Origin of the sequence: Paenibacillus sp. FSL H8-0315, from assembly GCF_038005365.1 — a bacterium.
In the GTDB taxonomy this organism is placed as follows: domain Bacteria; phylum Bacillota; class Bacilli; order Paenibacillales; family Paenibacillaceae; genus Paenibacillus_AQ; species Paenibacillus_AQ odorifer.
In genome coordinates this window covers 5,452,529-5,476,127 of sequence record NZ_JBBOTA010000001.1, presented here as the reverse complement: position 1 = coordinate 5,476,127, position 23,599 = coordinate 5,452,529, and the positions used below count along the sequence as shown (strand labels likewise).

Here is a 23,599-nt window from a genome sequence, read left to right as displayed (position 1 = left end):
ATCGCTGCTGTGCCTTGAATTGTTCACCCTGACTATTTTAGAGAAGAAACATGATTTTCTGCATTCACTTCATGTTCCAGCACCCACATAAAGTACAGAGCTTTGGCCGCTTTCTCCCGGGTCACTATAGCTTTAGGTTCTAGTTCTGTCCCATTGACCATTTCGCCTCTGGCAATCCCCACTTCAGATCTAATGAGTCCTAATTCATATGCACTTTTCACTTTTGAAATTAAATAAGGAGAAATGTCCGCTGTATCAACAAGCTGCGTCCAGGATACAAGAGGATAGTACATCGCACCTCTAGCTCCTGGCTCCAGATTCGAATCATAGCCAGGATCTCCTGGCACTACTGCTATGCCGTTATAATCAGTCATGTACTTAGGTTTATTAGCAAACTTTATTTGGTAAACGTCATAGAGAATAGCACCCATCGTTTCACGTGACAGCTTACCTTTCGGATAATAGGCAAGATCTGATCTTTCCACTTTCATTAACTTAGAAATACTGCGTGTGAATTCAGCAACTGTCATCACCGTATCCGGATTAAAATTTCCTTGACGGTCTTTGCCCATTACTCCCAGCTGGATTAATTTCTCAATTTGATTACGGTAATAAGCAGCTTCCCCAGTCGTCGTATCATTCGTTATTTCCGGAAAAATCTTACCCCAGTTCCCTGTTAGTGCCGCATGCTTAACGTTCCCTTTAAGGTAAGCAGTAATGGAGGCAGCAGTAGAATCGCCAGTAGCACCTTTCTCTACAAGCTCCGTAACAATCATCCGCGAAAATTGTTTGGAGAGCGCTTCTTTAAAATGAGTCCCATCGACTTTCTTTGAAGGATGCCCGTTAGCGTAACTTCCGTCATTTGTTTTGCCTGGCGTTTCTCCGGCTTCAATTGACATGAAGAGGGATGTTATTGCTTCTACACCGATCTCGTTATAATATTTCAGACTTTCCGAGTTAAGGTCAATAAGTGTAACTCCAGATTCATCTGCGACCCGTTTAAGAATATCTACAAACTTTCTTGATTTAAAAGAATTTTCATAGATATATCCCGGACTTGCATTCCCTTTAATTCTGGACATTGGGGTTACCAGTACTGGTATCATACCCCGGGCTTGAATCGCAGGGAGATAGACTGCTTTAAGGTAATTTTCATACATTGCTTCTGTCGAACCTCTGCCGTAACGTCTGAACTCATCTGCGCTCTCATCATTGTGTCCGAATTGAATAAACACATAATCCCCAATGCTGCCATTCAGTAAAATGTCGTTCAGTCGACCTTCTGTATAGGCATTTTTAAACGAGCGTCCCCCCATGGAATAGTTAGTTACACTCAATTTATGTTGATTAAACATACTGCCAATAATCTGGCCCCAACCACTCATTGGTGCTTCGTCGAAGGTGTAGGACTTGACCGTAGAATCTCCAAGTATAAATAAATTCGGAAGAGCTCCAACTGCTCTATGCTGAGGCAAAATCGGTTCCAGTATGATCTCCTCAATCCCCACAGCTGTGTTCACTTTGTTCGGTTCGATCTCAATATCTATATGGTCACGGCCGTTTACATACGTATAAGTCCACTCTTTCCCTTTGGCTACAGCCGTATGCTTGACGGGTACAAGCTTTGCAGCGTCCCAATGTCCACTTTTCAACAAGCGGCTGGTCTGCATTCCGGATACTGACACGATCCCATCCTCTGCGTCAGAAGTCGTTTTTACATATACGTTGTAGGTTCCAGGGGGAGCATCCATTCGAAACGCCATTCCGTAGTTGTTATAATTATCTTTCTCAGATTTAGGTTCAGCAAAAAAAATAGGTTCTGTGATGAAAAAACCTGTTCCATCGGATGTAATTGAGTCGGTGTGCACTTCTCTGGCGGGTAAAGCGTTGGTCTCTTGAACAAAACCATAACCTAAAGATGAGTCATACAATTGTGCACCGCGATTAGGATCATACCTAACGGATTGATATCCTGTTTTAACTTGGTTTGTAAAATTGAACTTGTATACGCTTGCAATTTGGGTTGGAGGTTGCCTCTCTGCCCCATCTTTTATAAAGGCTGCCTCTGTTGTACCGTGAGTAAGAGTCAATGAAGCCATTAGTAAAGAAGATAAGATTAGTATATTCCTACACAACTTTCCCACTTCATTACACTTCCTTCCGTTTCTCGAAATACTTCCCTAGGTCCCTCCATTATCCCTGTTCTCTAAAATGATTCAAATGATGATTTCATTCTTTTTTTTGACCTTTTGTAACGAAAACCATGGAATGATCAACGGCTCACACTGCAACACGGTCATATATATAGGTATCCTTGATATAATTAAGAACATCCCTATTGATCCTAAGGAGGAGAACTCCTATCGCTTACAAAGTCAGCTTTCCGAACATTATAAGTACACTGCAGCTGATCGGTGTTCATTATCGTGTAGCAGAACCTGGGTGGACATACCCTGATCATCATCACAAAATCTTCGAACTATTGTATTGCTACGACGGCAACTCCCATCAATATGTAGAAGGAAGTTCCATTGCCTTTGGTAAAGGAGATTGGTTAATTATTCCGCCTGGCTTACGTCATTATGTAGTTAATTCTGGCCTGAGCAACTATATCTACCTCTCCTTTCATTTCGATATTGACGATTTAAAGTTTCGTGATTGGTTTCAGTCTCAAGCTGTACAGAAATGGAATAACCAGCAAATGCAGCATTCGGGATTAAATCACCAACTGGAACATTTGGATGAATTTATTAAGAACAATATTCTCGCCACGACGGCCTCCACTGGATTTCCCGAGGAAATTGAAGAAATGATCCTTGTAAAAGAAAGGCTTCGTTTGCAAGCGATCATCCTGATGATTTTGACTGAACTCATTGATGTACAGCTCTCGAATTCGGAGAATTCCAACGCAGCGCGACAAGCAAACTCTTTGTACGAGGTGGAAACTGCTCATCAGATCGAAAAATATATTGCAGCCAATATTCATTTGCCGGAGCTCACGGTTAATTTGATTGCTGAGCAGCTTTGCTTAAGTCGGGTGCAGTGCCATAAGTTGTTTACAAAGGTATATAAGATATCTCCTAGGCAGTACATAACTAATCTAAGATTAAAGAAGTCAAAACATTTGCTGCTTCATACCGATTTAAAAATACAGATGATTTCTGAACAACTCGGGTTTGCTTCCCAGAGCCACTTCAGCCGACAATTCAAACGATGGACGGGTGTTTCTCCGTTAAATTACCGGCCGAAATCTTATACGAATCCTATCAGGGATTAACGTTTTATGAAGATAAATACCGGAACATACGAAAAACCCGCTCTCCATTACGGAGGCGGGTATAATTCGCTATAGATTAAACTATGTCGTTAAACACCATGAAGAATACCATTAGTAGCAATGACACCGTAAGCAGTGCACTAAGTGTGCGCAATTTTCCAGTCTCTGCGCTAACGTCGCGGTTCTCACGTATTCCAGCTGCTGCAAGACGCAAAGGCTTGCTCATAATACCGCCAAGTGCAAACATCGCTAGCAATAACACAACAACAATAATCATCCACGCTACTGAATAATCACCTTTGGTCATCATATAACCGCCTGTAAGGAGTTGGATCACCAATCCATACTGCGCAAAACGATTAAATCCGGTTACTGCACTTAACGTTCCTTCTTTAGCCCCAGACGACAGTTTCTCTGCACGTCCTAGGATGAAGGGTAGCACAAGGTAGAAGCCAAGTGCCAAGGTTCCGATCATATGTAAGAAAAACAACACGTTCCAATTCATAACATATCTCCTCCATTTTAACTGTGATAATAGTTACATTTAATTATACCCATTATTGCTTGAGAAGAAAAGGAAACCCCCATTTTAAGTGAACAAAATGGGGGTTTCTTCATACCTCTGTCACAATCTATACAGTTAGCACAGCTGTTACGCTACGCACGGATTCAGCAGACTTATCTAAAGCCGCTTTTTCCTCAGCTGTAAGCTCCAGTTCAAAAATCTTCTCGATACCATTGGCACCAAGTAACGCCGGAACACCCATGAACAGGTTATCGTAGCCATATTCTCCTTCGAGCAAAGCGATAACCGGAATGATCCGTTTTTTGTCCTTCAAGATAGCTTCCGCCATCTGAACTAAAGAAGCCGCTGGTGCATAATAAGCACTACCATTTCCTAAGAGGTTAACAATCTCTCCGCCACCTACACGTGTACGTTGCACAATCTCATCAATACGCTCTGCAGATATCAATGTATCAATTGGAATGCCGCCGACACTGGAATACCTTACGAGTGGTACCATATCATCGCCGTGTCCGCCTAATACGAAACCACGTACATCTTCAACAGATACCTTCAGCTCTTGTGCAATAAACGTGTTATAACGGGCTGTATCCAGCACTCCGGATTGTCCAATTACGCGACTCTTCGGAAAACCCAGCGCATTAAATGCCGCATAGGTCATAGCGTCAACTGGATTACTCAGAATGATTACGATGGAATCTGGTGCTACACGTTTTATGTTCTCGCATACCGACTTCACAATACCTGCATTGGTGTTCACGAGATCATCGCGACTCATTCCAGGTTTACGGGCAATCCCTGCAGTGATGATTACAATATCTGAATCCGCAGCATCTTCATAGCTTGAGGTTCCTGTAATTTGACTGTCAAATTTCTGTACAGGACCTGCTTCCAGCATATCTAGTGCCTTCCCCTTGGTTGTGTTCTCCATTTGTGGGATATCAAGCAGCACAACGTCACCAAGCTCCTTTTGAGCAAGCATAAGAGCTGTAGTAGCCCCAGTAAAACCGGCACCTACAACTGTAATTTTATAACGTTTGATTGCCAAGGATTCTCCTCCTAGAACGGTATCGGTATAGCTTGTATTAGCTAAACTTCAATATATTCAGTTGGTTGAGCCAGCCTATCTTAGAGGTGGTTAATAATCTCGTCGGCAAATGCAGAGCATTTCAGTTCAGTTGCGCCTTCCATCAGGCGGGCAAAGTCATAAGTCACGGTTTTGTTATTAATAGCTGTTTCCATACCTTTATAAATCAGATCTGCTGCTTCCTGCCAACCCAGATGCTCCAGCAACATTACGCCGGACAGAATCACGGAACCAGGGTTCACAACATCTTTGTCTGCATATTTAGGTGCGGTGCCATGAGTGGCTTCAAAAATCGCATGTCCAGAAATATAGTTAATGTTCGCTCCAGGAGCGATACCGATACCGCCGATTTGCGCAGCAAGCGCGTCAGACAGGTAATCCCCGTTCAGGTTCAAGGTAGCAATAACATCAAAATCAGTCGGACGAGTCAGAACTTGTTGCAATGCGATATCCGCAATGGCATCCTTGATGATAATTTTGCCCGCAGCTTCAGCATCCTTCTGAGCAGCATTGGCAGCAGCTTCACCTTCACGTTCTTTAATCACATCGTATTGATTCCAAGTGAAGACCTTATCTCCGAACTCTTGCTCAGCAACTTCATAACCCCAGTTTTTGAAGGCACCTTCAGTGAACTTCATGATGTTTCCTTTGTGCACAAGCGTTACGCTCTTGCGTCCGTGTTTGATCGCATATTCAATAGCAGCGCGTACCAAACGTTTTGAACCTTCGGAGGATACTGGTTTGATACCAATACCAGAAGTTTCAGGGAAACGGATTTTGTTAACTCCCATCTCTTTTTGCAGGAATTCGATGACTTTCTTCACTTCAGCAGAACCTTCTTGATATTCAATCCCTGCATAAATATCCTCCGTATTCTCACGGAAAATAACCATATCCACCAGCTCAGGACGTTTAACAGGAGAAGGAACCCCTTCGAAATAACGAACTGGACGCAGACATACGTACAAATCCAACTCTTGACGCAAAGCTACGTTCAATGAACGAATACCGCCTCCGATTGGAGTCGTAAGTGGACCTTTAATAGCTACAAAATATTCACGGATTGCCTCCAAAGTATCATTTGGCAGCCATTCGCCATATGTATTGAAGGCTTTTTCGCCAGCAAAAACTTCGTACCAAGCGATTTGCTTTGTGCCGCCATAAGCTTTAGTTACTGCTGCATCAAGTACGCGTTTGGAAGCCTTCCAAATATCACGGCCTGTGCCGTCACCCTCGATAAAAGGAATGATTGGATGATTAGGAACCTGCAGTTTACCATCTTTAATTGTGATTTGTTCGCCTTCTGTTGGCAGATCGAATTTTTCTAGTTTCAACATTTGAGTGTATTCCTCCTAAAGTTTTGTGGGATTTAATTTCTCATGGACAAGTCTCGAACAAAACTCTCTACGTATGAATATGCATTATTGCATATATTCTAGGGTTCATTCTACTAAACTTTAGGAGCAGCCCGCAAGGCTGCCCTTCTATCTTTCGTCTACTGGAACGTATTTCTGTTCAATCATACCTGTGTATTCTGCACGTGGCCGGATAATACGGTTATCTGTATATTGCTCCAGAATATGTGCAGTCCAGCCTGAAGTCCGGCTAATTGCAAAGATAGGAGTGAACAGCTCACGTTCAATACCCAGCTGTGTATAAACTGATGCCGAATAGAAATCAACATTCGGTTTAAGTCCCTTTTGTCCGGTAATCAATTCCTCGATATTTACGGACATATCATACAGCGTAGTATCATTCTTCATTGTGCCAAGTTCAAGTGACATTTTCATCAGGTGTTTAGCACGTGGATCACCATTTTTGTATACTCTATGGCCGAAGCCCATGATCTTCTCGCGGTTATCCAGCTTCTTACGAATATAAGGTTCAACCGCTTCCAAACTTCCGATCTCTTCAAGCATCTTCATAACGGCTTCATTCGCCCCACCGTGAAGTGGACCCTTTAGTGCGCCGATAGCGGAGGTCACGCCGGAATAAATATCGGACAAGGTTGCAACCGTAACCCGGCCTGCAAAAGTTGAAGCATTCAGCTCATGGTCCGCATGAAGCACAAGTGCGGTATCAAGCGCTTTAACAGATACACTGTCAGGCTCTTTTCCCCATAACATATACAGGAAGTTCTCGGCAATCGAGACGCCTTCTTTAGGAGCCACAGGTTCCAGACCTTTGCGAATACGCGATAGGGCCGCCACAACCGTCGGGAGCTGTGCCTGTAGTTTTACTGCTTTAATCTCGTTAGCTTCTCTGCTCATATCGTCAGCCGCTTCATCATAGAGAGCAAGGCTTGATACAGCAGTCCGCAATGCTGCCATGGTGTTGGTGTCTTTTGGATAGAGCTTCATTTGCTCGATGACTGGCTCAGGAATCCGTGCGAAAGCACTGAAATCCCGTTTGAGCGCTTCCAGCTCTGGTGTTGTTGGTAGACTGCCAAACCACAATAAATAAGCGGTTTCTTCGAAGGTAGCATTTTCTGCGAGATCATCAATATCATAACCACGGTAAGTGAGTACCCCATCCACAATAGAGCTAATGGATGAAGTTGTTGCAACGATACCTTCCAAGCCTTTGGTAGCTGTCATAGCATATCTCTCCTTTGCCAACAAGGTATAAAAAGCATTCTCGGTTTCATGTAAACATTTCCAATTTAAAGCATTGAAAAATCTAAGGAGTGCAGTTCAAGGACATATCCGGCGAGGATGTTGTCTGACTTTCGTAATCGAATCTTTATTCATCATACTGGATTTTGTCGGTTATGTGAACAATGTGGAAGCTTTGCAGCGCATCAAATGATTTTATCACAGAGATAGAAAAAAACTTCTAAACCCTTGATTCACAGTTGAGATTTTAGTTTATAGCATCCGGTTCAGCCCAATATTTATCCCGTTTCCTAGTCTTTAAATAGGTTCTATGAATATATATGAAGACGAGCTTTTATTCCCCTGCATCCGCAGGAATGAAGGAGGTGTAGATCTTCGTATGGACCGATTAGCATTAAAAAGACTGCTGCGCGGCCTGTGGGTCGTTCTGGCTACCTCTATCCTCCTGCTGGCAATCTATTTATTGCTTCCGCTGTTATACCCCCTCCTGCTCGCTTGGTTGCTCGCTTATATCATGCATCCACTAGTGTTGATTCTTAAAGGCCTTAAGCTCCCAGCGTGGCTGGCGGTGTCGCTCTCGCTGCTATTTTACATAGGCGGAACCGCACTAGTACTGACCGCGATGATTACAAGGCTAGTGAAAGAATTGATCGTGCTGCTGCAGACCTTTAATCTTCATACGGACCAATGGAGAGAGCTTCTGCTGTCCTTGAGCCAGAATGCAAGCATACAGAATATCATTAACCAGATAAATCAGTTCTACCGCGACAATCCTGACTATCACGCCACCATTGACAGCAATATCAGCAGAACAACGGAAACCGTTGGTTACGCAGTTACGCAAGTGGTGACCGGATTTTTTAATGTGATCTTAAAGCTGATCTCCGCTCTACCCAGTATGGGTACAATTCTTATCGTGGTCGTTCTCGCTGCCTTTTTTATTAGTACTAGCTGGGAAAGACATAATGCCAAACTCACAGGCTGGCTGCCAGCCCCATTCTTAAAGCCGGTATCGGGTATCTGGCGGGATCTGCGAAAAGCTCTCTTCGGCTATCTCCGGGCTCAGCTAATCCTGATCTCCATTACAGCGGTCATTGTAGTGATCGGGTTGCTGCTCTTGGGTGTAAAATCTGCTTTCGCTATTGGCTTAATGATTGGTTTTGTGGATCTGTTGCCTTATTTAGGGGTTGGAATCGTAATGATTCCGTGGGCGTTATACTCTTACATGACAGACAATCTGGCACTGGGGATCGGACTTACTATCCTATATGCCGTTATCCTTGTAACCCGCCAAGTGCTTGAGCCGAAAGTGCTCGCCAGCAGCATTGGGCTTGATCCCCTTGCTATGCTGGTCGGTATGTTTGCAGGTTTGCAGCTGTTCGGTATGCTTGGGCTGATCATCGGTCCCGTTATTCTAGTTATTCTTGTAGCCTTTAACCGAGCAGGTGTATTTCACGCATTACACAGCTATATTGTCAGCGGAAGACTAAGATAATAAACAATACCCTACAATTCTTGGAATAGCAAAACAGAGCGGGCTCCTATCAATGACAGGGGCCCGCTCTGTTTTTGTTTTGATTATGACTAGCGGCGGTAAAAGGTGAAGGTGCCGTTTTTCATCTTTTTCTCAATCCACTTCAGCAAAAATATACGATACAAAGGCCGAGTCAACGGAAACACCAAGGAGAAACCTACAATATCCGTTATGAAGCCAGGTAAGATCAGCAGTAAGCCACCGAAAAAAATGCATAGGCCATCCAGCATCGTCCGGCCAGGAACGCGTCCCTCCTGCATATGTGTTCTGCTGTCTTGCAGCACTTTATTCCCTTCGAAACGCATCATCAATAGTCCGATAACCGAGGTCGTCAACATAAGCAGCAGCGTTTTGAATGCTCCAAGTTGATCTGCTACAAAGATAAAGCCGAATAATTCCACGGCAGGAATGATAAATAATGCAGCCCACAACCATTTGCTTCTAATCATACAGAACCCCTTTCTTCCCGCAGCGCTCCTTTAATCGCGTGAAACAGCTCCGGAAGGGCTCTATCCAGCCTGGCAGGCTTCCATTCTCGATTCACCCAAACATGATTTGTCGAGCCGGTAACCAGCAGTTCCCCGGGGAGGTCCATCGACCGCAATTGTCCCAAAGTAGCCGCTGAACCCTCTAAATTCCTACCTTCTGCTTCCGAGAGCCTCCGCACCTGATACTCAAATGCGACTCTTAACGCCGAAAAGGTAGTCATTCGCGCATACACGGAGATAAGATCATCATATCGCGCCGGACTTTTAAATTGCAAATCGGCTGAGGTAACAGGCAGCAGCACTCCCTGATTCTCAAGCTCACGATAAGTAAAGCCAAGCTGACGTAACAACTCCGTACGGCCAGACTCAAACCAGTTCAAATAATTCGCATGATACACTACGCCCATCTGATCACTTTCCTGGTATCGAACACGCAGGGTAGACTCATACCACCGGCTTCGCAAGCCGTCTTGCTGTAATTCCATTTATAAATACTCCTTTCGGCATAGGCAGCAGGGAGAGCTTTAGGCCCGGGCCCCGTCTGAAGATAGCTTTGTCGTCGATAGTTTGCTTCGGGAGCTTCTGGCGACATAAAATAGCAGCATCGCTCCTGCAATTGAACTCAACATACAAGACAGGTTCATCACTTCTACGCCGCCTTGATTGAGCAAGAATCCATTTAATAAATTGCCAACAACACCGGCAAAACCCGAGAACACCATATTAAAAACACTTTGCCCAGTCGCCTGCATCTCGTTAGAGGTGATCTGAGATACATATTCAACGGCAGCAATATAAAAGAACCCGAATGACAGACCATGCAGTACCTGCACTCCAATCATTACGGATGGATAAGGGAAAGCCACCTGAATACCCCACCGCAAGACATAAATAAGTGCGCCAAGGAGCAGCGTCCGCTCGCGCCCCAGCTTTTTGATTACCTTGGAAGCAAACAGCATGGAGGGCACGTTCGTTACAGATGCGAGGAAAAGCGCAATTCCTGCATAACGAGTTGAACCTCCAACCGACTGAAACGCAATGACGAAGTAGGTTCCAAAAGCAGTCATCGTCTGGTTCACAAGAAAACTGCCACCCAAAAACGCTAGGAACACCCGATTCCCCAGCAGCTTTTTAACCCCCTGAGAAAACGATTGCCGCATCATATGATTCTCTTCTGCCTGCTTCGGCAGCGTCAATGCAATAAGAACCGCAATCAGATTAAACATAAGAAAGGGCAGCCATATCGTGGATACAGAGAAGGAAGATACGTACAATCCGCCTAAATAGGCTCCCACAGCCGCTCCAATGCTCATCATAAGCCTTATACTGCCATAAGTAGCCCCAGCCCTCTTCGCCGCTGAAATCGCGTAAGAATCGGCTATAGGCGCCTGTGTCGAGGAAAAGATTGTGGAGAGGGTATACACCAGCAGTAACACTATAAAATATTCCGAACGGTAAAAGACGGCTAATAAAGCCGGTATCGCCACACTTAGGATTAGTACCAAACGCGTCTGATTATACCGATCCGAGACAATTCCCCATATTGGCTGAATCGTGATCGCAATTAGCGTGCCTGTTGCCATTAGTATACCTATCTGCCCGCTATCAAGTCCATTGTGGACAAGCAGCAGCGTTAGATATGAGCCAAATGAACCGCCGGCCAATCCTAAAAACAGATAAAAGCCACGCAGCTTCGATAATTTTTCCATTTTAAGCTACAAATCCTCTCCAGCTTCTTAATCAAGCATTGCACTCTCTTATATTTTAGCAGAACACCCGTACTTCCTATGTAATCACCGCATTTAATATAGCAGTACTATAAAGGCGGTGGACAAGTTGAATGATAAGCAAAATTCTAATCGGGTCAATCATCCATGTCTAAAAGACAAATCTAATGCGAACAAATTTCAAAGCTCCGGCTTCGGCTGGTCTTCAACAAACTGGAGCGGATATACGATCACTGGAAAAAAGGGGGCTTTTAACCGCATTGCCGGTGAATGGATCGTTCCATATGTAAAACCAACCTCTAAACCTTCCTATTCCTCTGCTTGGATTGGTATTGACGGTTTCAAGAACAGCAGCCTGATCCAAACGGGTACAGGCCATGAATTCGTAAATGGCCGTGCCCGGTATTACGCTTGGTGGGAAATCCTACCTGATGTCGAAACGGTAATTCCCCTTCCAGTGAGCCCTGGAGACCATATAAAAGCGAACATCACGAAGGTAGGCCGCAACAAATGGACGATTACGCTCCGCAATTTGAGCCGAAATTGGATTTTTCGAACATTACAGCGATATACCGGACCACAAACCTCTGGTGAATGGATTATGGAGGCTCCCGAGGTAGACGGCTCGATCGCAAAGCTGGCGCGTGTCTCCCCTACTTGCTTCTATTGCTGTCGAATTAATGGCAAAAGTCCGAGGCTCACTCTCAATATGGGAGGAATCATGGTGCAAAATAACGCTACTATCGCCGTTCCTTCTTGTCCAAACCATCGTGGGGATTCTTTTACTGTCAAACGAACATACCCCAAATAAAAATACTCGAACCTATCATTCAAGATTTGTTACTAACAGCATAAATGGATTTAACATAATCTTCAATCGAATATGTTGATAAACACGAAAAAAAGGGCTGCCTCGCTTGTAGATTTTCACTACAGTTGAGACAACCCTTTAATTAAGCTTTATGGAACCTGTTAAACAGGTGAAGCCAATCGAGAACTACTCGATTGTGCTTACTTTTACCAAGTTAGTGGAACCAGAACGTCCAAGTGGAATTCCTGCAGTAATCACAACTAGGTCACCAGTTTGAACCAGACCGGAATCCTTACCACCTTTGATTGCTGTTTCCAGCAGCTCATCTGTGGAAGATGCAACTTGTCCGAACACTGGCGTTACGCCCCAAACGAGGGACAATTGACGCATAGTTCTTTCTTGTGTTGTAACGGCAATGATTGGTGCTTTAGGACGGTATTTGGAAACAACGCGTGCAGTATGACCTGTTACAGTCGAAGAAATGATAGCCTTAGCGTTCAGATCCAAAGCAGAAATTGCAACGGATTGGCTGATTGCTTCTGTAACTGTAGTTTCTTGTGCAGTTTGTTGTTTCATGAAGATTTCATGGTGGTTCAGAGCGGATTCCGCTTTCTCAGCAATGCGGGACATTGTAAGTACGGATTCTACTGGATATTTACCAGCAGCAGTTTCTCCGGAAAGCATGATTGCATCTGTACCATCTAAAATAGCGTTTGCTACGTCACTTGCTTCAGCGCGAGTAGGACGTGGGTTGCGTTGCATGGAATCCAACATTTGTGTAGCTGTGATTACTGGTTTACCAGCAACGTTACATTTTTGAATCATCAATTTTTGAGCCAAAGGTACATCTTCAGCTGGGATTTCAACACCAAGGTCACCACGAGCAACCATCAGGCCGTCAGAAGCTTCTAAAATTTCATCAAGGTTGTCAACACCTTGTTGGTTTTCGATTTTGGAAATGATTTGGATGTGAGAAGCGTTGTTTTTCTCAAGCAGCTCACGAATTTCCTGAACGTCGCTAGCTTTGCGAACGAAGGAAGCGGCGATAAAATCGATGTCCTGTTCGATACCAAAAAGAATATCGTTGGTGTCTTTTTCCGTAATACCCGGCAAGGAGATGTTTACTCCTGGTACGTTAACGCCTTTCTTGCTCTTAATCGTACCACCGTTTACAATACGGGTCTTGATTTCTGTACCTTGAATGTCGACAACTGTCAAACCAATCAGACCGTCATCAATAAGGATGGTGGATCCTACTTGAACATCGTTAGGAAGTTCGCTGTACGTGATGGAAATACGATCTTGATTACCAAGGATCTCTTCCGTAGTCAGTGTCAGGTACTCGTCCTGAACAAGTTCAATCGGTTCTACTTCCAGCTTGCCTGTGCGAATCTCCGGTCCTTTAGTATCGAGCAGGATAGCAACTGTTTTGTTCAGTTCCTTAGATGCTTGACGGATCGTATTGATCCGAGCACCGTGCTCTTCGAAATCGCCGTGGGAGAAATTCAGACGGGCCACATTCATACCAGCCAAAATCAATTTTTTGATATTCTCCAACGATTCACTCGCAGGTCCGATCGTACATACAATTTTACTTTTCCGCATTAGGTTTTCCTCCGTTTTTTCGTTCTCTCTGTCTCACTTTTTCCAACTACAAAATCTACTACAAGGCTAACTAATAAAATAGGAACTTTGTCACATGTGCCTTTAAGTACGCCCTTATGAATATTACTGCAAACCAGACACAAAATCAATGTTGTAGGCACTTTTGGGTGTAACTTTAAGTCGAATTTTCTGTAAACATAAAAAAAATTAAAATAATCCCGTTAGTGGATCGAGATTATTTTAATTCCAATAAATTGTATATTTTACACTATATCCAAAAGACCCACTAAGTATAGCTATATGTCTTAAAGTGCAAATGATTTTGCACTTTTACACTTCTGACTTCACTTCTTCTTCAATAAAAATTTGTTCCTGCTGAGCCTCTGCAAACTCACCAATTTTACGGAATTTACGGTATCGATCATCCTTCAATTCCACTGAGTTCATCTGGGTTAGCTCCTGCAGATGCCGCCATAATGCATCCTTAATCGCCGCTGCCGTTGCTTCGTAATCCCGATGAGCGCCGCCTTTAGGCTCTGGTACGATCTCTTCTATAACTTCCATCTCAAGCAGATCAGCAGCCGTTATCTTCATGGCTTCTGCCGCTTGATCAGCCTTCGAAGCATCCTTCCACAGAATAGAGGCCGCTCCGTTAGGAGATATCGCCGAATAAATGGCATGTTCCAGCATGAGCACTCTATTTCCAACCGCCAATGCCAGGGCGCCACCGCTTCCGCCTTCACCGATGACCACACAGATTACAGGGACACCAAACTGAGACATCTCACGTAAATTACGGGCAATCGCTTCGGATTGACCTCTTTCCTCGGCTGTGTTGCCTGGGTATGCACCTTTCGTATCCACGAAGGTAATAATGGGACGATTGAACTTGTCCGCTTGCTGCATCAGACGCAGCGCTTTACGGAAGCCCTCAGGGTGTGCACTGCCGAAGAATCGTAAAATATTCTCTTTGGTGTCTTTACCGCGCTGCTGGCCAATAACTGTAACCGGCAACCCATTTAGTTTACCGATGCCGCCTACAATAGCAAGATCATCCCCAAACATCCGATCACCGTGGAGCTCAATAAAATCTGTGAAGATCTGCCCCATAAGATCAAGGGAAGTCGGACGTCCTTGATGTCTAGCCAAATGCATTTTTTGCGAAGGAGAAATATTAGAATATATCTCTTCCTCCAACACACGGTATCGTTCTTCCAGCCTAGCTACCTCGTCCGTAAAATCAATACCCTTCTCTTCGCCAAACTGCTTCAGTTCAGCAATCTTCTTGCGCATTTCTACCAGAGGCATTTCAAAAGGCAACTCTCCTGCCAACCTAAAATCCCCCTTTCACGTCATGCAGCTCCAAAATTTTAGTCAATGTAGCGCGCATTTCTTTGCGGTGCACGACCATATCAAGCAACCCATGCTGAAGATTAAATTCAGCGGTCTGGAAATCATCCGGAAGCTTCTGGCGAATGGTCTGCTCAATGACTATACGTCCTGCGAAACCAAATACCGCTCCAGGCTCTGCAATAATTATATCACCAAGGCTGGCAAAACTCGCAGATACTCCACCGGTAGTAGGATCCGTAATTATCGAGATGTAAAGACCTCCAACCTCGTTAAAACGAGCCAGCGCAGCGCTGGTCTTCGCCATTTGCATTAGACTAAGAATACTCTCCTGCATTCTCGCTCCACCTGAAGTAGAGAAAATAAGGAGTGGAAGCTGTTGCTCTGTGGCCTCTTCTATCGCACGGGTGATCTTCTCCCCTACTACAGAGCCCATGCTGCCTGAGAAAAATTCAAAATTCATCACAGCTACGATGACCGGATGGCCACCAATGGAACCCTGACCCGTAATTACGGCTTCAGTTTGTCCAGATTTCAGCTGCTGTTGCTCCACTTTGGAAGCGTAACCCGGAAATTTCAGCGGGTCGATAGAATACATTTCACTGTCAAACTCAATAAAGCCCTCAGGGTCTAATGTCATTGCAATGCGCTCCACAGCATTTAGGCGCAAGTGGTGACCACAATTAGGACATACCTTTAGGTTCTTCTCTAATTCCTTACTATACTGGATCGTTCCGCATTTATTACATTTGCTCATTAATCCTTCAGGGATTTCACGTTTGGGGCGTTCGCCTTCCGCAGGCCCGCCGCTCCGCTCCAGACGTTCTGAAGGAATAGTCGCGTACTTCCGTTTCTTCTGAAATAAATCTTTGAACACACCCGCACCTCTTCAGCCGTTTATTTGCGTTATGCAGCTTGCCGCTGTCATGACTTTTGTCTTGTAAGAAACTCAGGGATGCAGAATAAGATTAAGGACTTCCTGTACTTCCTCCAGCTCACCTGAAGGAACCAATATCTCAAACTGCTGCTTGGACATATTGATTGGACGGCATTCTACCAAAAAACCTTCTTCTGTCAGCTTACTCTTAATCATATCCGCCACTCTGGCGGTCGGCGCGATATATATTACCGTCCACATGCCCTGCAAGGCCTCCCCAATCTTAATTCCCAGCCGTATCCCGTATAATGGAATTATGATAACACAGTTTTCTTTTTTCCCGCAACAGGAGTAGGGCATAGGAAGCAAGACTGAGGAACTTGTTCAAACGAAATAAAGGGGCTCAATTATTCCTTGTCCGTGCCTAAAGGATATACTTTTGCCCCTTCATGCCGATGAGCAATTCTGGCGGAAGCGGCGGCAGCAATGCCGGCAACAAGGTCATCCAAGAATACATGAATCCTACCTTTATCATCGTTCAGTTCACCAATGATTCCAAGCTTTATTTTGTCCAAATACCCAAAACCTGTCAGTCCGATCATCCCATATACCCCTGTAATACCAAGCGCCAGAGTCTCGTCCGCTCCGTAGAGGGATTCATCAGCCTCCATTACCGCCTGCAGCGGCTGTGGAAGCAGTTTTTTCTCGGCTAATTCATCAAGAGCAACACCTGTCATTAAAGTATACTGCACTTCTCTTTTGCCCAAAACAGACTTGACGCTGGACAGACATTCATCCTTGGTTAAACCAGGATAATAAACCGATTGTAAAATATATACGATTTCAGCAATGGAGGAAAGTGATACACCTCTGCGTTCCAACAGATCTACTGCCATTTGATAGGACATGCTGCGACTCCCCTTTCCGTACAGGGATGTGCCCTGTGGTTTCCTAATGTATGCGGAAAAGGGGAGAATTGTTCTTATTTTATTCTTACCGTACCTGCACCCAGCATAACCTCGATCGCCGCGAAAAGTTCCTCGGACGGCTTAATTCGATAATTATCGCTAAGAGCTAGGAGCTTCTGATCCTGTTCATAGAACAGAAGCGTCGCAGCTGGACCGGGATGATTCTGCAGCAGCTCTTTCAGGCGCGACAGCAAAGCTGCATTCTCTGAGGCCGGCGTGATCTTGATAAAGACACGCTGGCCTGAGGTCGCCGCTGTTGCTGGCGCGGCCTGTGCAGGTGTTGCAGGCGGCGTTGTGCCGCCTGCTGGCCTGGCAGCCGGACCAGTGGCGGCACCGCTGGTCCGGGAAGCAGGAGCTGCGCCGCGTGGCGGCGCTCCTGCCGAGGCCGAGCGTCCCGCGCTGTACGAGCGGGACGCGGCGGCACTGCGGCGCTGCAACAGCCCGCGGAGAGCCTCCGCAGACAGCAGCGCCACTTCCTCGGCCAGCAGCTTGAAGCCTTCGTCTTCCTGCTGAACCTTAGCGCGCAAGGCCAGCAGCGCGCCCTTGGCAATCAAGCTGCGGCTTCGCTTCCACACCTCAGGGAAGAGTACGACCTCGCAGCGCTCGATCTGATCTTCCCATTCGACGAAGGCCATCGATTTTCCTTGCTTCGTCGTAATTTCCTTAACGGATACTACCATTCCGGCCGTAACCGTCTGGCTCTCATCCGCAGCTTCACCAAGATCCATCAGCCGCTGCATGCCGGGCTCCTCAAGCAGTTCCGCGCTATCATCAAGCGGATGGCCCGAAAGATATAACCCCAGCAGCTCACGTTCCATCTCCAGCTGCTGGCCAATGGTGAACTTAGGGATATCCGGATAGCGGATTTCCCAGTTCGGTGTCTCCACCAAATCGTCGAACAGCTGGATTTGCAGTTCATCCCGCTCCTTGCGCCATTTCAGCGCAGCGTCAACCGTCTCGTCCAGCATAGCCAGCAGCTGGGCGCGGTGACCTGGCAGACAGTCAAAAGCTCCCGCCTGCAGCAAAGATTCCACTACCCGCTTATTGCAGACCCGCAGGTCCACACGTCGACAGAAATCTAGCAGACTGTCGAACGGCCGCTCCTTGCGGACTGCCATAATGTTCTCCACTGCCAGCGTGCCGACGTTCTTAATGGCTGCAAGTCCAAAGCGGATATGCCCGGTTCCGGTTCCTTCGCCAGGAACCGGAGTAAACAATACGCCGCTCTCGTTCACATCCGGCGGCAACACGCCGATGCCTGTGCGGCGGCAGTCCAGCACATACTCCGCTACCTTGCGGTGAGTGCCCATTACAGCGGTCAACATAGACGCCATAAACTGCACCGGATAATGTGCCTTGAGATAGGCTGTCTGGAAAGCCAATACTCCATAAGCCGCGGCATGAGCCCGCGGGAAGCCGTAATCAGCAAAGCGCACGATCATGTCATAAACAGCATTCGCATCCGTTTCATTATACCCCTGCTGCAAGCTGCCTTGAACAAAATGGCTCCGTTCCTTATCCAGCGTCTCACGTTTTTTCTTTGAGACCGCTCGACGGAGCAGATCCGCTTCTCCTAACGAGAAGCCCGCCATCAGAGAAGCAATCTGCATGATCTGTTCCTGATACACAATGATCCCATAGGTGTCCGCTAATATAGCCTTCAAATCAGAATGTGGATACTCTACTTCAATCTCACCGTGTTTGCCTGCTATATATTTCGGGATAAATTCCATCGGACCCGGACGATACAGCGCTAGAACCGATACAATATCTTCAAAGCCGTTAGGCTTCAGATCTTTAAGTACTCGTCTAACGCCCGCCGACTCCAGCTGGAAGACCCCTGTTGTCTCACCAGCCCCAAGCATTTCATACGTAGCTGGATCATGATCTGGGATGACACGGAAATCCGGAACACTTCCTCTCATTTCTCTAATCGAATTCATGCAGCGTTCGATAATCGACAACGTGCGCAAACCCAGAAAATCCATTTTCAACAGCCCGACACTCTCCAAATGCTCCATAGAGTATTGGGTTAACGCCGTACTTTCGTTACCTTCCTGAAGTGGGACTGCATCGGTCAACGGACCTTTCGAGATAACAACCCCAGCGGCATGTGTCGAAGCATGGCGGGGCATGCCCTCCACCTTCATAGCCATATCCAGCAACCCTTTAATCTTTGGATTGCTATCATACAGTGCTTTAAGATCTGGTGTACTCTCCAGCGCCCTGGCAAGGCTGATCCCTAGTTGACCAGGTATAAGCTTGGCAGCTTTGTCTACCTCGTTATAAGGCAAGTTCAGCACCCTGCCTACATCACGAACGGCAGCCCGTGCAGCCATAGTTCCGAAAGTAATAATTTGCGCCACATGTTCTTTGCCGTATTTCTCCACTACATAACCAATAACCTCATCACGCCGTTCATCACTAAAATCGATATCAATATCCGGCATGGTGATCCGTTCTGGATTTAGAAAACGTTCAAAGAGCAAGTTATATTTCAATGGGTCCACGTCAGTTATTCGCAAAGAGTATGCGGTGAGACTACCCGCGGAGGATCCCCGTCCGGGTCCCGTAGCAATTCCCTGACGATGACAATAAGCAATAAAATCCCACACAATTAGAAAATAATCGCTGAAGCCCATACTCTCGATAACGCCCAGTTCATAGGTGAGACGCTTCTCAGCCGTCTCTCTTTGCTCAGGTGTAGTCCATTGCGGTGTATCTATATATCGTTCCTCCATCCCCTTCCAGCACAGCTCACGCAAATAAGCAGCGGAATCCATGCCTTCAGGGAGCGGAGAATAGGCAGGCAGAATATGATTGCCGAAGGTCAGCTCCAAATTACATTTTTCTGCGATCAATAAGGTATTGGCGATAGCCTGCGGCACATGCGGAAACAATGCCGCCATTTGCTCGCTGCTTTTTAGAAACAGCTGATCTGTTCCGATCTTGAGACGTTCCTCATCATCCACCGTTTTGCCTGTTCCGATGCAGATCAGCACATCCTGAACCTCAGCATCTTCCTTCGCTAAATAATGGACATCATTCGTCACCACAAGTGGAATTTCACAGTCCTCGGCAAGGGCGATCAGCTTGGGATTGACTCTCTTTTGCTCGGAGATCCCGTGGTCTTGCAGCTCCAGATAGAAATCTTCGCCAAAAATCGCCTTATATCGCAGCGCAGCCTTGCGCGCCTCCTCATCACGTCCATGCAGCAGATGCTGCGGCACTTCTCCGCCAAGACAAGCACTAAGACAAATAATCCCCTCTGAATGAGCTGCCAGCACTTCCATATCGATCCGGGGTTTATAATGATGGCCTTCCAGATGGCCGATAGAGATCAGCTTCATCAGGTTCTTGTAGCCGGTTTCATTCTTGACGAGCAGAATCAAGTGGTAGATCGGTTGATCTTTTCGACTGCCCCGCTCACGGCGTGAACCCGCGGTTAAATAAGCTTCACAGCCAATAATCGGCTTGATTCCATTCTCTTTACACGCTTTATAAAAGGGGATGGCCCCGTACATCACTCCATGATCCGTAAGCGCCAGCGACTTCATGCCGTATTCGCCGGCCCGGCGCACGAGATCGGTAATGCGCGCCGCCCCGTCCAGTAAACTGTATTCGCTGTGCACATGCAAATGCACGAAAGGGCTCATAACCCCACTTCCTCTCTACTGCAAAAATCAAACATAAGATGAAACTATTTTATCATATTAAAGGGGGACCCGCCCATAGAATGGATTAAGAGCATAAGGACAGGCAAAGCTTGTAAATGCCTCGTCCGGGAAGGGGCCTGTATGAGCATTTTTATGAGCAAAGCTATCCTCGACTTCTTTATCGCCTTCGGCATCGTGCTTGGCGGAGCTATGCTCGGCGGAATCGGCGCCGTTGTATCCCTGCAACCGCCGACGCAAACGATGCTGGATGTGGCAGATCGGATTAAAATATGGGCACTAGCAGCCGCTGTAGGAGGTACTATGGACCCCTTACGGGTCATTGAAAGCAACATGATTGGAGGCAACCTCTCCCCCGCCATCAAACAAATCATGTATCTTGCCTTCGCTTTTCTAGGAGCCCATATGGGCAGTGAGCTAGTAAAATGGGTGTGCGGCAGGGGGTAACGCCAGTGAGAGTTCCACCATTCAGTCGTTTTCGCAGATTCACCCAGATCTCCGCTATATTCATGCTAGGGATCGTCGTAGGAGCTGTCATATACAATGCTATTTACCATGTAGGATATAACGTATTATGGCTGCATAATCAAGATCTGCGTGTACAGATCGAGCAATATCAAAAAGATATTCAGACACTCAAAAAATACAATAATACCTCAACCGTGATCAGAGAAATCAAAATTCGATCGGAGGAAAGCAAATCCAAAGAAGATACCCCACTTGACCCCGTAACTGTAAAATTAATCATAAGCCAAATGGGCTCAGATCTGGAACCGATGCGCGGCCGCAGCATGTTCGATATTGATACAGACAGCAAACTGGTTAGACTGCTGTTGGATGGTAAGCTATACATTGTGCGTGACAAGGAATACTCTGTCAAAATCCGAACCATGCTCGTCATGGAAGGCGTCCTGCAAATCTGGGTAGAAATCAGTCCTTTTAAGCGCAGCTGACAGCCATCGTGTGATACAATAATGGACAGACGTGGAAATTACTTCTTGGCTACTGCAAGACACGATAAAGGAGCTGGCTGTCCATGGTTTTATTTATCAAGTATTTATTGTTTATCCTGCTGGTGATCTTTGTAATCGGTGCCGCTGTGTTCAGCATATCCTCCCGCCGTGCCTTAAATCCCCAAGATAAAGGGCTGAAACGCTCCGTCATGAATGTGATGCTCGGTGCTATGCTCGTAACGCTGTCCTTGATATCCATGTTTTTGTTTCGCGGCTCTACCGTTAATATCATTATTGAAGCTGCTTTTCTGCTGATTGGTGCGTTCAACATCTTCTCGGGGCTACGCAGCTATAGTTTTTACAGCCGTAGTCGCAGCCGCAGCCAGGAACAACACTAGTCGAAAACTTAGCTGCTGTTCTGACGGAATAGAAAGAATAAAATAGACTCCCCTCTCTTTCAATGATGAGGGCAGTCTATTTAGCATGTATACGATCCTATTTACCGTATGCTATCCAGCTAGCAAACCATTTTTTAGCCATGATCAATGGATTGCAGCATCAGAACAGCTTTGGCTACCAGAGTATCCGAGTGGCTGATCTCAATTTCAAGCTTACAGGTACGGCGGCTGATTTCGAGCAGTCTCGGCATTACAATGATCGCATGTTCGATCTGTACCGGTCGGATAAAATAAGTGGACATATTATCTAGTACATAATCATTTCCTGTGATGTCCTTAGCTGCTTTAAATGCCGAGAGCGTCATAAGCGTAGACAATATTCCTTCAGAAATCGTCCCAAGATCCGTGGCCATCTGCGGTGTAATAAAGCCATGGAAGAACAATCGTCCCTCTTCGTCCCGCTCATCCGCAAAACCATTCCAAATGAGATGATCAAAAGTCTCTCCCAGCTGAGGTTGATTCCGGACATCGCGTAAGCTTTGCAGCACTTCTTTACGGGTTAGGGAGCCTACCAGTTTACGGTTACGGTCCACTATGGGCAGAAAATCCACGCCTTCCCACATCATGATCTGGGCCGCGGAGGCTAGTGAGGTTTGCAGTGCAGCCGTAACCGGACTGCGGATCATCGCTTTTTCAATGATCTGGCCTTCCGTCAATTCCTCTACATCGCGGCGACCGATAATGCCGATGACTCGGTTCCATTCATCCGTAACGGGAAAGCGCTGCTCTCCAGTTTCCTCAGAAACCTGTCGTAGCTCGCCGACGGTACTAGAGATTTTCAACGTATTCAGGCGCGGTTTGCTGTCGATAATATCCTCTACCAGCATAATTTTTTTCTTAATCAATCTATCAAAAATGGCACGGTTAATCATTGAAGCGACGGTAAACGTGTCATGTCTAGAAGAAATAATGGGAAGATCCAGCTCGTCTGCCAATGCCTTCACTTCACGGCTCGTCCCGAAGCCCCCTGTCACCAGAACCCCCGCACCCTGCTCCAGCGCTAGAGAGTGAACATCATCGCGGTTACCTACAATCAACAGACTGTCAGCATCTATATAACGGATCATTGCATCGACCTTCATCGCCCCGATCACGTATTTATGCAGATGTTTATTTAGTCCACTTGCTCCGCCGAGCACATGCCCTTCAACAATATCAACTACATCGCCAAACGTCAGCTGCTCTGAAATGTTCCGAGGTTTCTTTTCTACACGAACTGTACCAATCCGTTCCTTCGTGATGACTATCCCGAGATTCTCAGCTTCCTTCACTGCACGGTAAGCAGTCCCTTCGCTGACTAGCATTTCTTTGGCGAGCTTGCGAACAGATATTTTGGTGCCTACCTTAAGACCTTCAATATGCTGCAGCAGTTGCTCGTGTTTAGTAATCGCATCGCCTTGACCTTCCAACTGTTACACCCCCATGCTCCGATCTGTACTATACTGTACCTATTATACACGGATAGAATGGCTCAGTACAACCGATTCATAAGCTTCGAATTCGAATTTCACTCTCCTTACACAATCTACGATTAGGTAGGTATTGCCACATAGTAAGTTTGAAAACCACCTTAAAATCGAATTTTTTGAAACTGAATATCTCTGATGCGTTTTAAGCTGACCTTAAAAATTCACTTCCTTTATTTAGCA

At 46.0% G+C, this 23,599-nt stretch carries 21 protein-coding genes; 6 read left to right on the top strand and 15 right to left on the bottom strand.

Annotation, left to right across the window (positions count from 1 at the left end; translation table 11 throughout):
• Positions 1-32 precede the first annotated feature (32 nt).
• On the bottom strand, positions 33-2,144 hold the full coding sequence (locus MHB56_RS23670; RefSeq protein ID WP_254847633.1) for a GDSL-type esterase/lipase family protein: 2,112 nt from the start codon (positions 2,142-2,144) through the stop codon (positions 33-35).
• A 194-nt stretch (positions 2,145-2,338) separates the two neighbouring features.
• Between MHB56_RS23670 and MHB56_RS23665 the strand changes: the two genes are divergently transcribed.
• Entirely contained in the window at positions 2,339-3,277 is a 939-nt protein-coding gene (locus MHB56_RS23665) for an AraC family transcriptional regulator (RefSeq protein WP_341144073.1), read from the top strand.
• 76 nt (positions 3,278-3,353) lie between these two features.
• Here the strand turns inward: MHB56_RS23665 and MHB56_RS23660 are convergent, their stop codons facing one another.
• The 4 genes from MHB56_RS23660 to citZ form a co-directional block, all read right to left on the bottom strand.
• A complete protein-coding gene (locus tag MHB56_RS23660; protein ID WP_076278578.1) occupies positions 3,354-3,782 on the bottom strand; it encodes a hypothetical protein in 429 nt (142 codons plus the stop codon).
• Positions 3,783-3,909: 127 nt separating this feature from the next.
• Positions 3,910-4,851 carry a malate dehydrogenase gene (gene mdh / locus MHB56_RS23655; RefSeq protein WP_076100099.1) on the bottom strand — a complete coding sequence of 314 codons (942 nt, stop codon included), beginning with the start codon at positions 4,849-4,851 and terminating at the stop codon, positions 3,910-3,912.
• 80 nt (positions 4,852-4,931) lie between these two features.
• Entirely contained in the window at positions 4,932-6,227 is a 1,296-nt protein-coding gene (gene icd, locus MHB56_RS23650) for an NADP-dependent isocitrate dehydrogenase (RefSeq protein ID WP_036678918.1), read from the bottom strand.
• 147 nt (positions 6,228-6,374) lie between these two features.
• Complete coding sequence (gene citZ / locus MHB56_RS23645) at positions 6,375-7,487, bottom strand: citrate synthase (RefSeq protein WP_036678915.1); 1,113 nt, start codon at positions 7,485-7,487, stop codon at positions 6,375-6,377.
• 397 nt (positions 7,488-7,884) lie between these two features.
• Here citZ and ytvI point away from each other — a divergent pair, with 397 nt between their 5' ends.
• On the top strand, positions 7,885-9,000 hold the full coding sequence (ytvI, locus tag MHB56_RS23640) for a sporulation integral membrane protein YtvI (protein WP_076124908.1): 1,116 nt from the start codon (positions 7,885-7,887) through the stop codon (positions 8,998-9,000).
• 89 nt (positions 9,001-9,089) lie between these two features.
• Here the strand turns inward: ytvI and MHB56_RS23635 are convergent, their stop codons facing one another.
• The 3 genes from MHB56_RS23635 to MHB56_RS23625 are packed head-to-tail and all read right to left on the bottom strand — an operon-like array spanning position 9,090 to position 11,236.
• Positions 9,090-9,488 (bottom strand): FxsA family protein, encoded by a 399-nt coding sequence (locus MHB56_RS23635; RefSeq protein WP_076124906.1) that lies wholly within the window; start codon positions 9,486-9,488, stop codon positions 9,090-9,092.
• On the bottom strand, positions 9,485-10,012 hold the full coding sequence (locus tag MHB56_RS23630; RefSeq protein WP_038569667.1) for an acyl-CoA thioesterase: 528 nt from the start codon (positions 10,010-10,012) through the stop codon (positions 9,485-9,487). Before MHB56_RS23630 ends, MHB56_RS23635 begins: the two co-directional genes overlap by 4 nt.
• 39 nt (positions 10,013-10,051) lie before the next feature.
• On the bottom strand, positions 10,052-11,236 hold the full coding sequence (locus tag MHB56_RS23625) for an MFS transporter (RefSeq protein ID WP_036678905.1): 1,185 nt from the start codon (positions 11,234-11,236) through the stop codon (positions 10,052-10,054).
• 127 nt (positions 11,237-11,363) lie between these two features.
• On the opposite strand from MHB56_RS23625, the gene MHB56_RS23620 reads away from it, so the two are divergent.
• Positions 11,364-12,065, top strand: a complete 702-nt coding sequence (locus MHB56_RS23620; RefSeq protein WP_076184278.1) for a G1 family glutamic endopeptidase — start codon at positions 11,364-11,366, stop codon at positions 12,063-12,065.
• Positions 12,066-12,251: 186 nt separating this feature from the next.
• Here the strand turns inward: MHB56_RS23620 and pyk are convergent, their stop codons facing one another.
• The 6 genes from pyk to MHB56_RS23590 all read right to left on the bottom strand — a co-directional run bounded on the left by pyk (position 12,252) and on the right by MHB56_RS23590 (position 20,521).
• Positions 12,252-13,670, bottom strand: coding sequence for a pyruvate kinase (pyk, locus tag MHB56_RS23615; protein ID WP_038569666.1), 1,419 nt, complete (start codon positions 13,668-13,670; stop codon positions 12,252-12,254).
• A gap of 330 nt (positions 13,671-14,000) precedes the next feature.
• Positions 14,001-15,002, bottom strand: a complete 1,002-nt coding sequence (locus MHB56_RS23610) for an acetyl-CoA carboxylase carboxyltransferase subunit alpha (protein ID WP_341086066.1) — start codon at positions 15,000-15,002, stop codon at positions 14,001-14,003.
• A gap of 1 nt (position 15,003) precedes the next feature.
• Positions 15,004-15,897, bottom strand: a complete 894-nt coding sequence (gene accD, locus MHB56_RS23605) for an acetyl-CoA carboxylase, carboxyltransferase subunit beta (protein ID WP_076124903.1) — start codon at positions 15,895-15,897, stop codon at positions 15,004-15,006.
• 72 nt (positions 15,898-15,969) lie between these two features.
• Positions 15,970-16,158, bottom strand: coding sequence for a hypothetical protein (locus MHB56_RS23600; protein ID WP_036678895.1), 189 nt, complete (start codon positions 16,156-16,158; stop codon positions 15,970-15,972).
• Positions 16,159-16,304: 146 nt separating this feature from the next.
• A complete protein-coding gene (locus MHB56_RS23595) occupies positions 16,305-16,805 on the bottom strand; it encodes a phosphatidylglycerophosphatase A family protein (protein WP_036678892.1) in 501 nt (166 codons plus the stop codon).
• A gap of 74 nt (positions 16,806-16,879) precedes the next feature.
• The gene (locus MHB56_RS23590) at positions 16,880-20,521 is read right to left on the bottom strand and encodes a DNA polymerase III subunit alpha (protein WP_341144072.1); all 3,642 of its coding nucleotides are present in this window, start codon (positions 20,519-20,521) and stop codon (positions 16,880-16,882) included.
• A gap of 141 nt (positions 20,522-20,662) precedes the next feature.
• Here MHB56_RS23590 and MHB56_RS23585 point away from each other — a divergent pair, with 141 nt between their 5' ends.
• From MHB56_RS23585 to MHB56_RS23575, 3 genes are all read left to right on the top strand, one after another.
• The gene (locus tag MHB56_RS23585; protein ID WP_036678886.1) at positions 20,663-20,986 is read left to right on the top strand and encodes a YtrH family sporulation protein; all 324 of its coding nucleotides are present in this window, start codon (positions 20,663-20,665) and stop codon (positions 20,984-20,986) included.
• 5 nt (positions 20,987-20,991) lie between these two features.
• Positions 20,992-21,492, top strand: coding sequence for a DUF4044 domain-containing protein (locus tag MHB56_RS23580; protein ID WP_038569663.1), 501 nt, complete (start codon positions 20,992-20,994; stop codon positions 21,490-21,492).
• 83 nt (positions 21,493-21,575) lie between these two features.
• Entirely contained in the window at positions 21,576-21,890 is a 315-nt protein-coding gene (locus MHB56_RS23575) for a YtpI family protein (protein ID WP_341144071.1), read from the top strand.
• 134 nt (positions 21,891-22,024) lie between these two features.
• Here MHB56_RS23575 and MHB56_RS23570 read toward each other — a convergent pair whose 3' ends face one another.
• Positions 22,025-23,359 carry a DRTGG domain-containing protein gene (locus MHB56_RS23570; RefSeq protein WP_076124897.1) on the bottom strand — a complete coding sequence of 445 codons (1,335 nt, stop codon included), beginning with the start codon at positions 23,357-23,359 and terminating at the stop codon, positions 22,025-22,027.
• Positions 23,360-23,599: the final 240 nt, after the last annotated feature.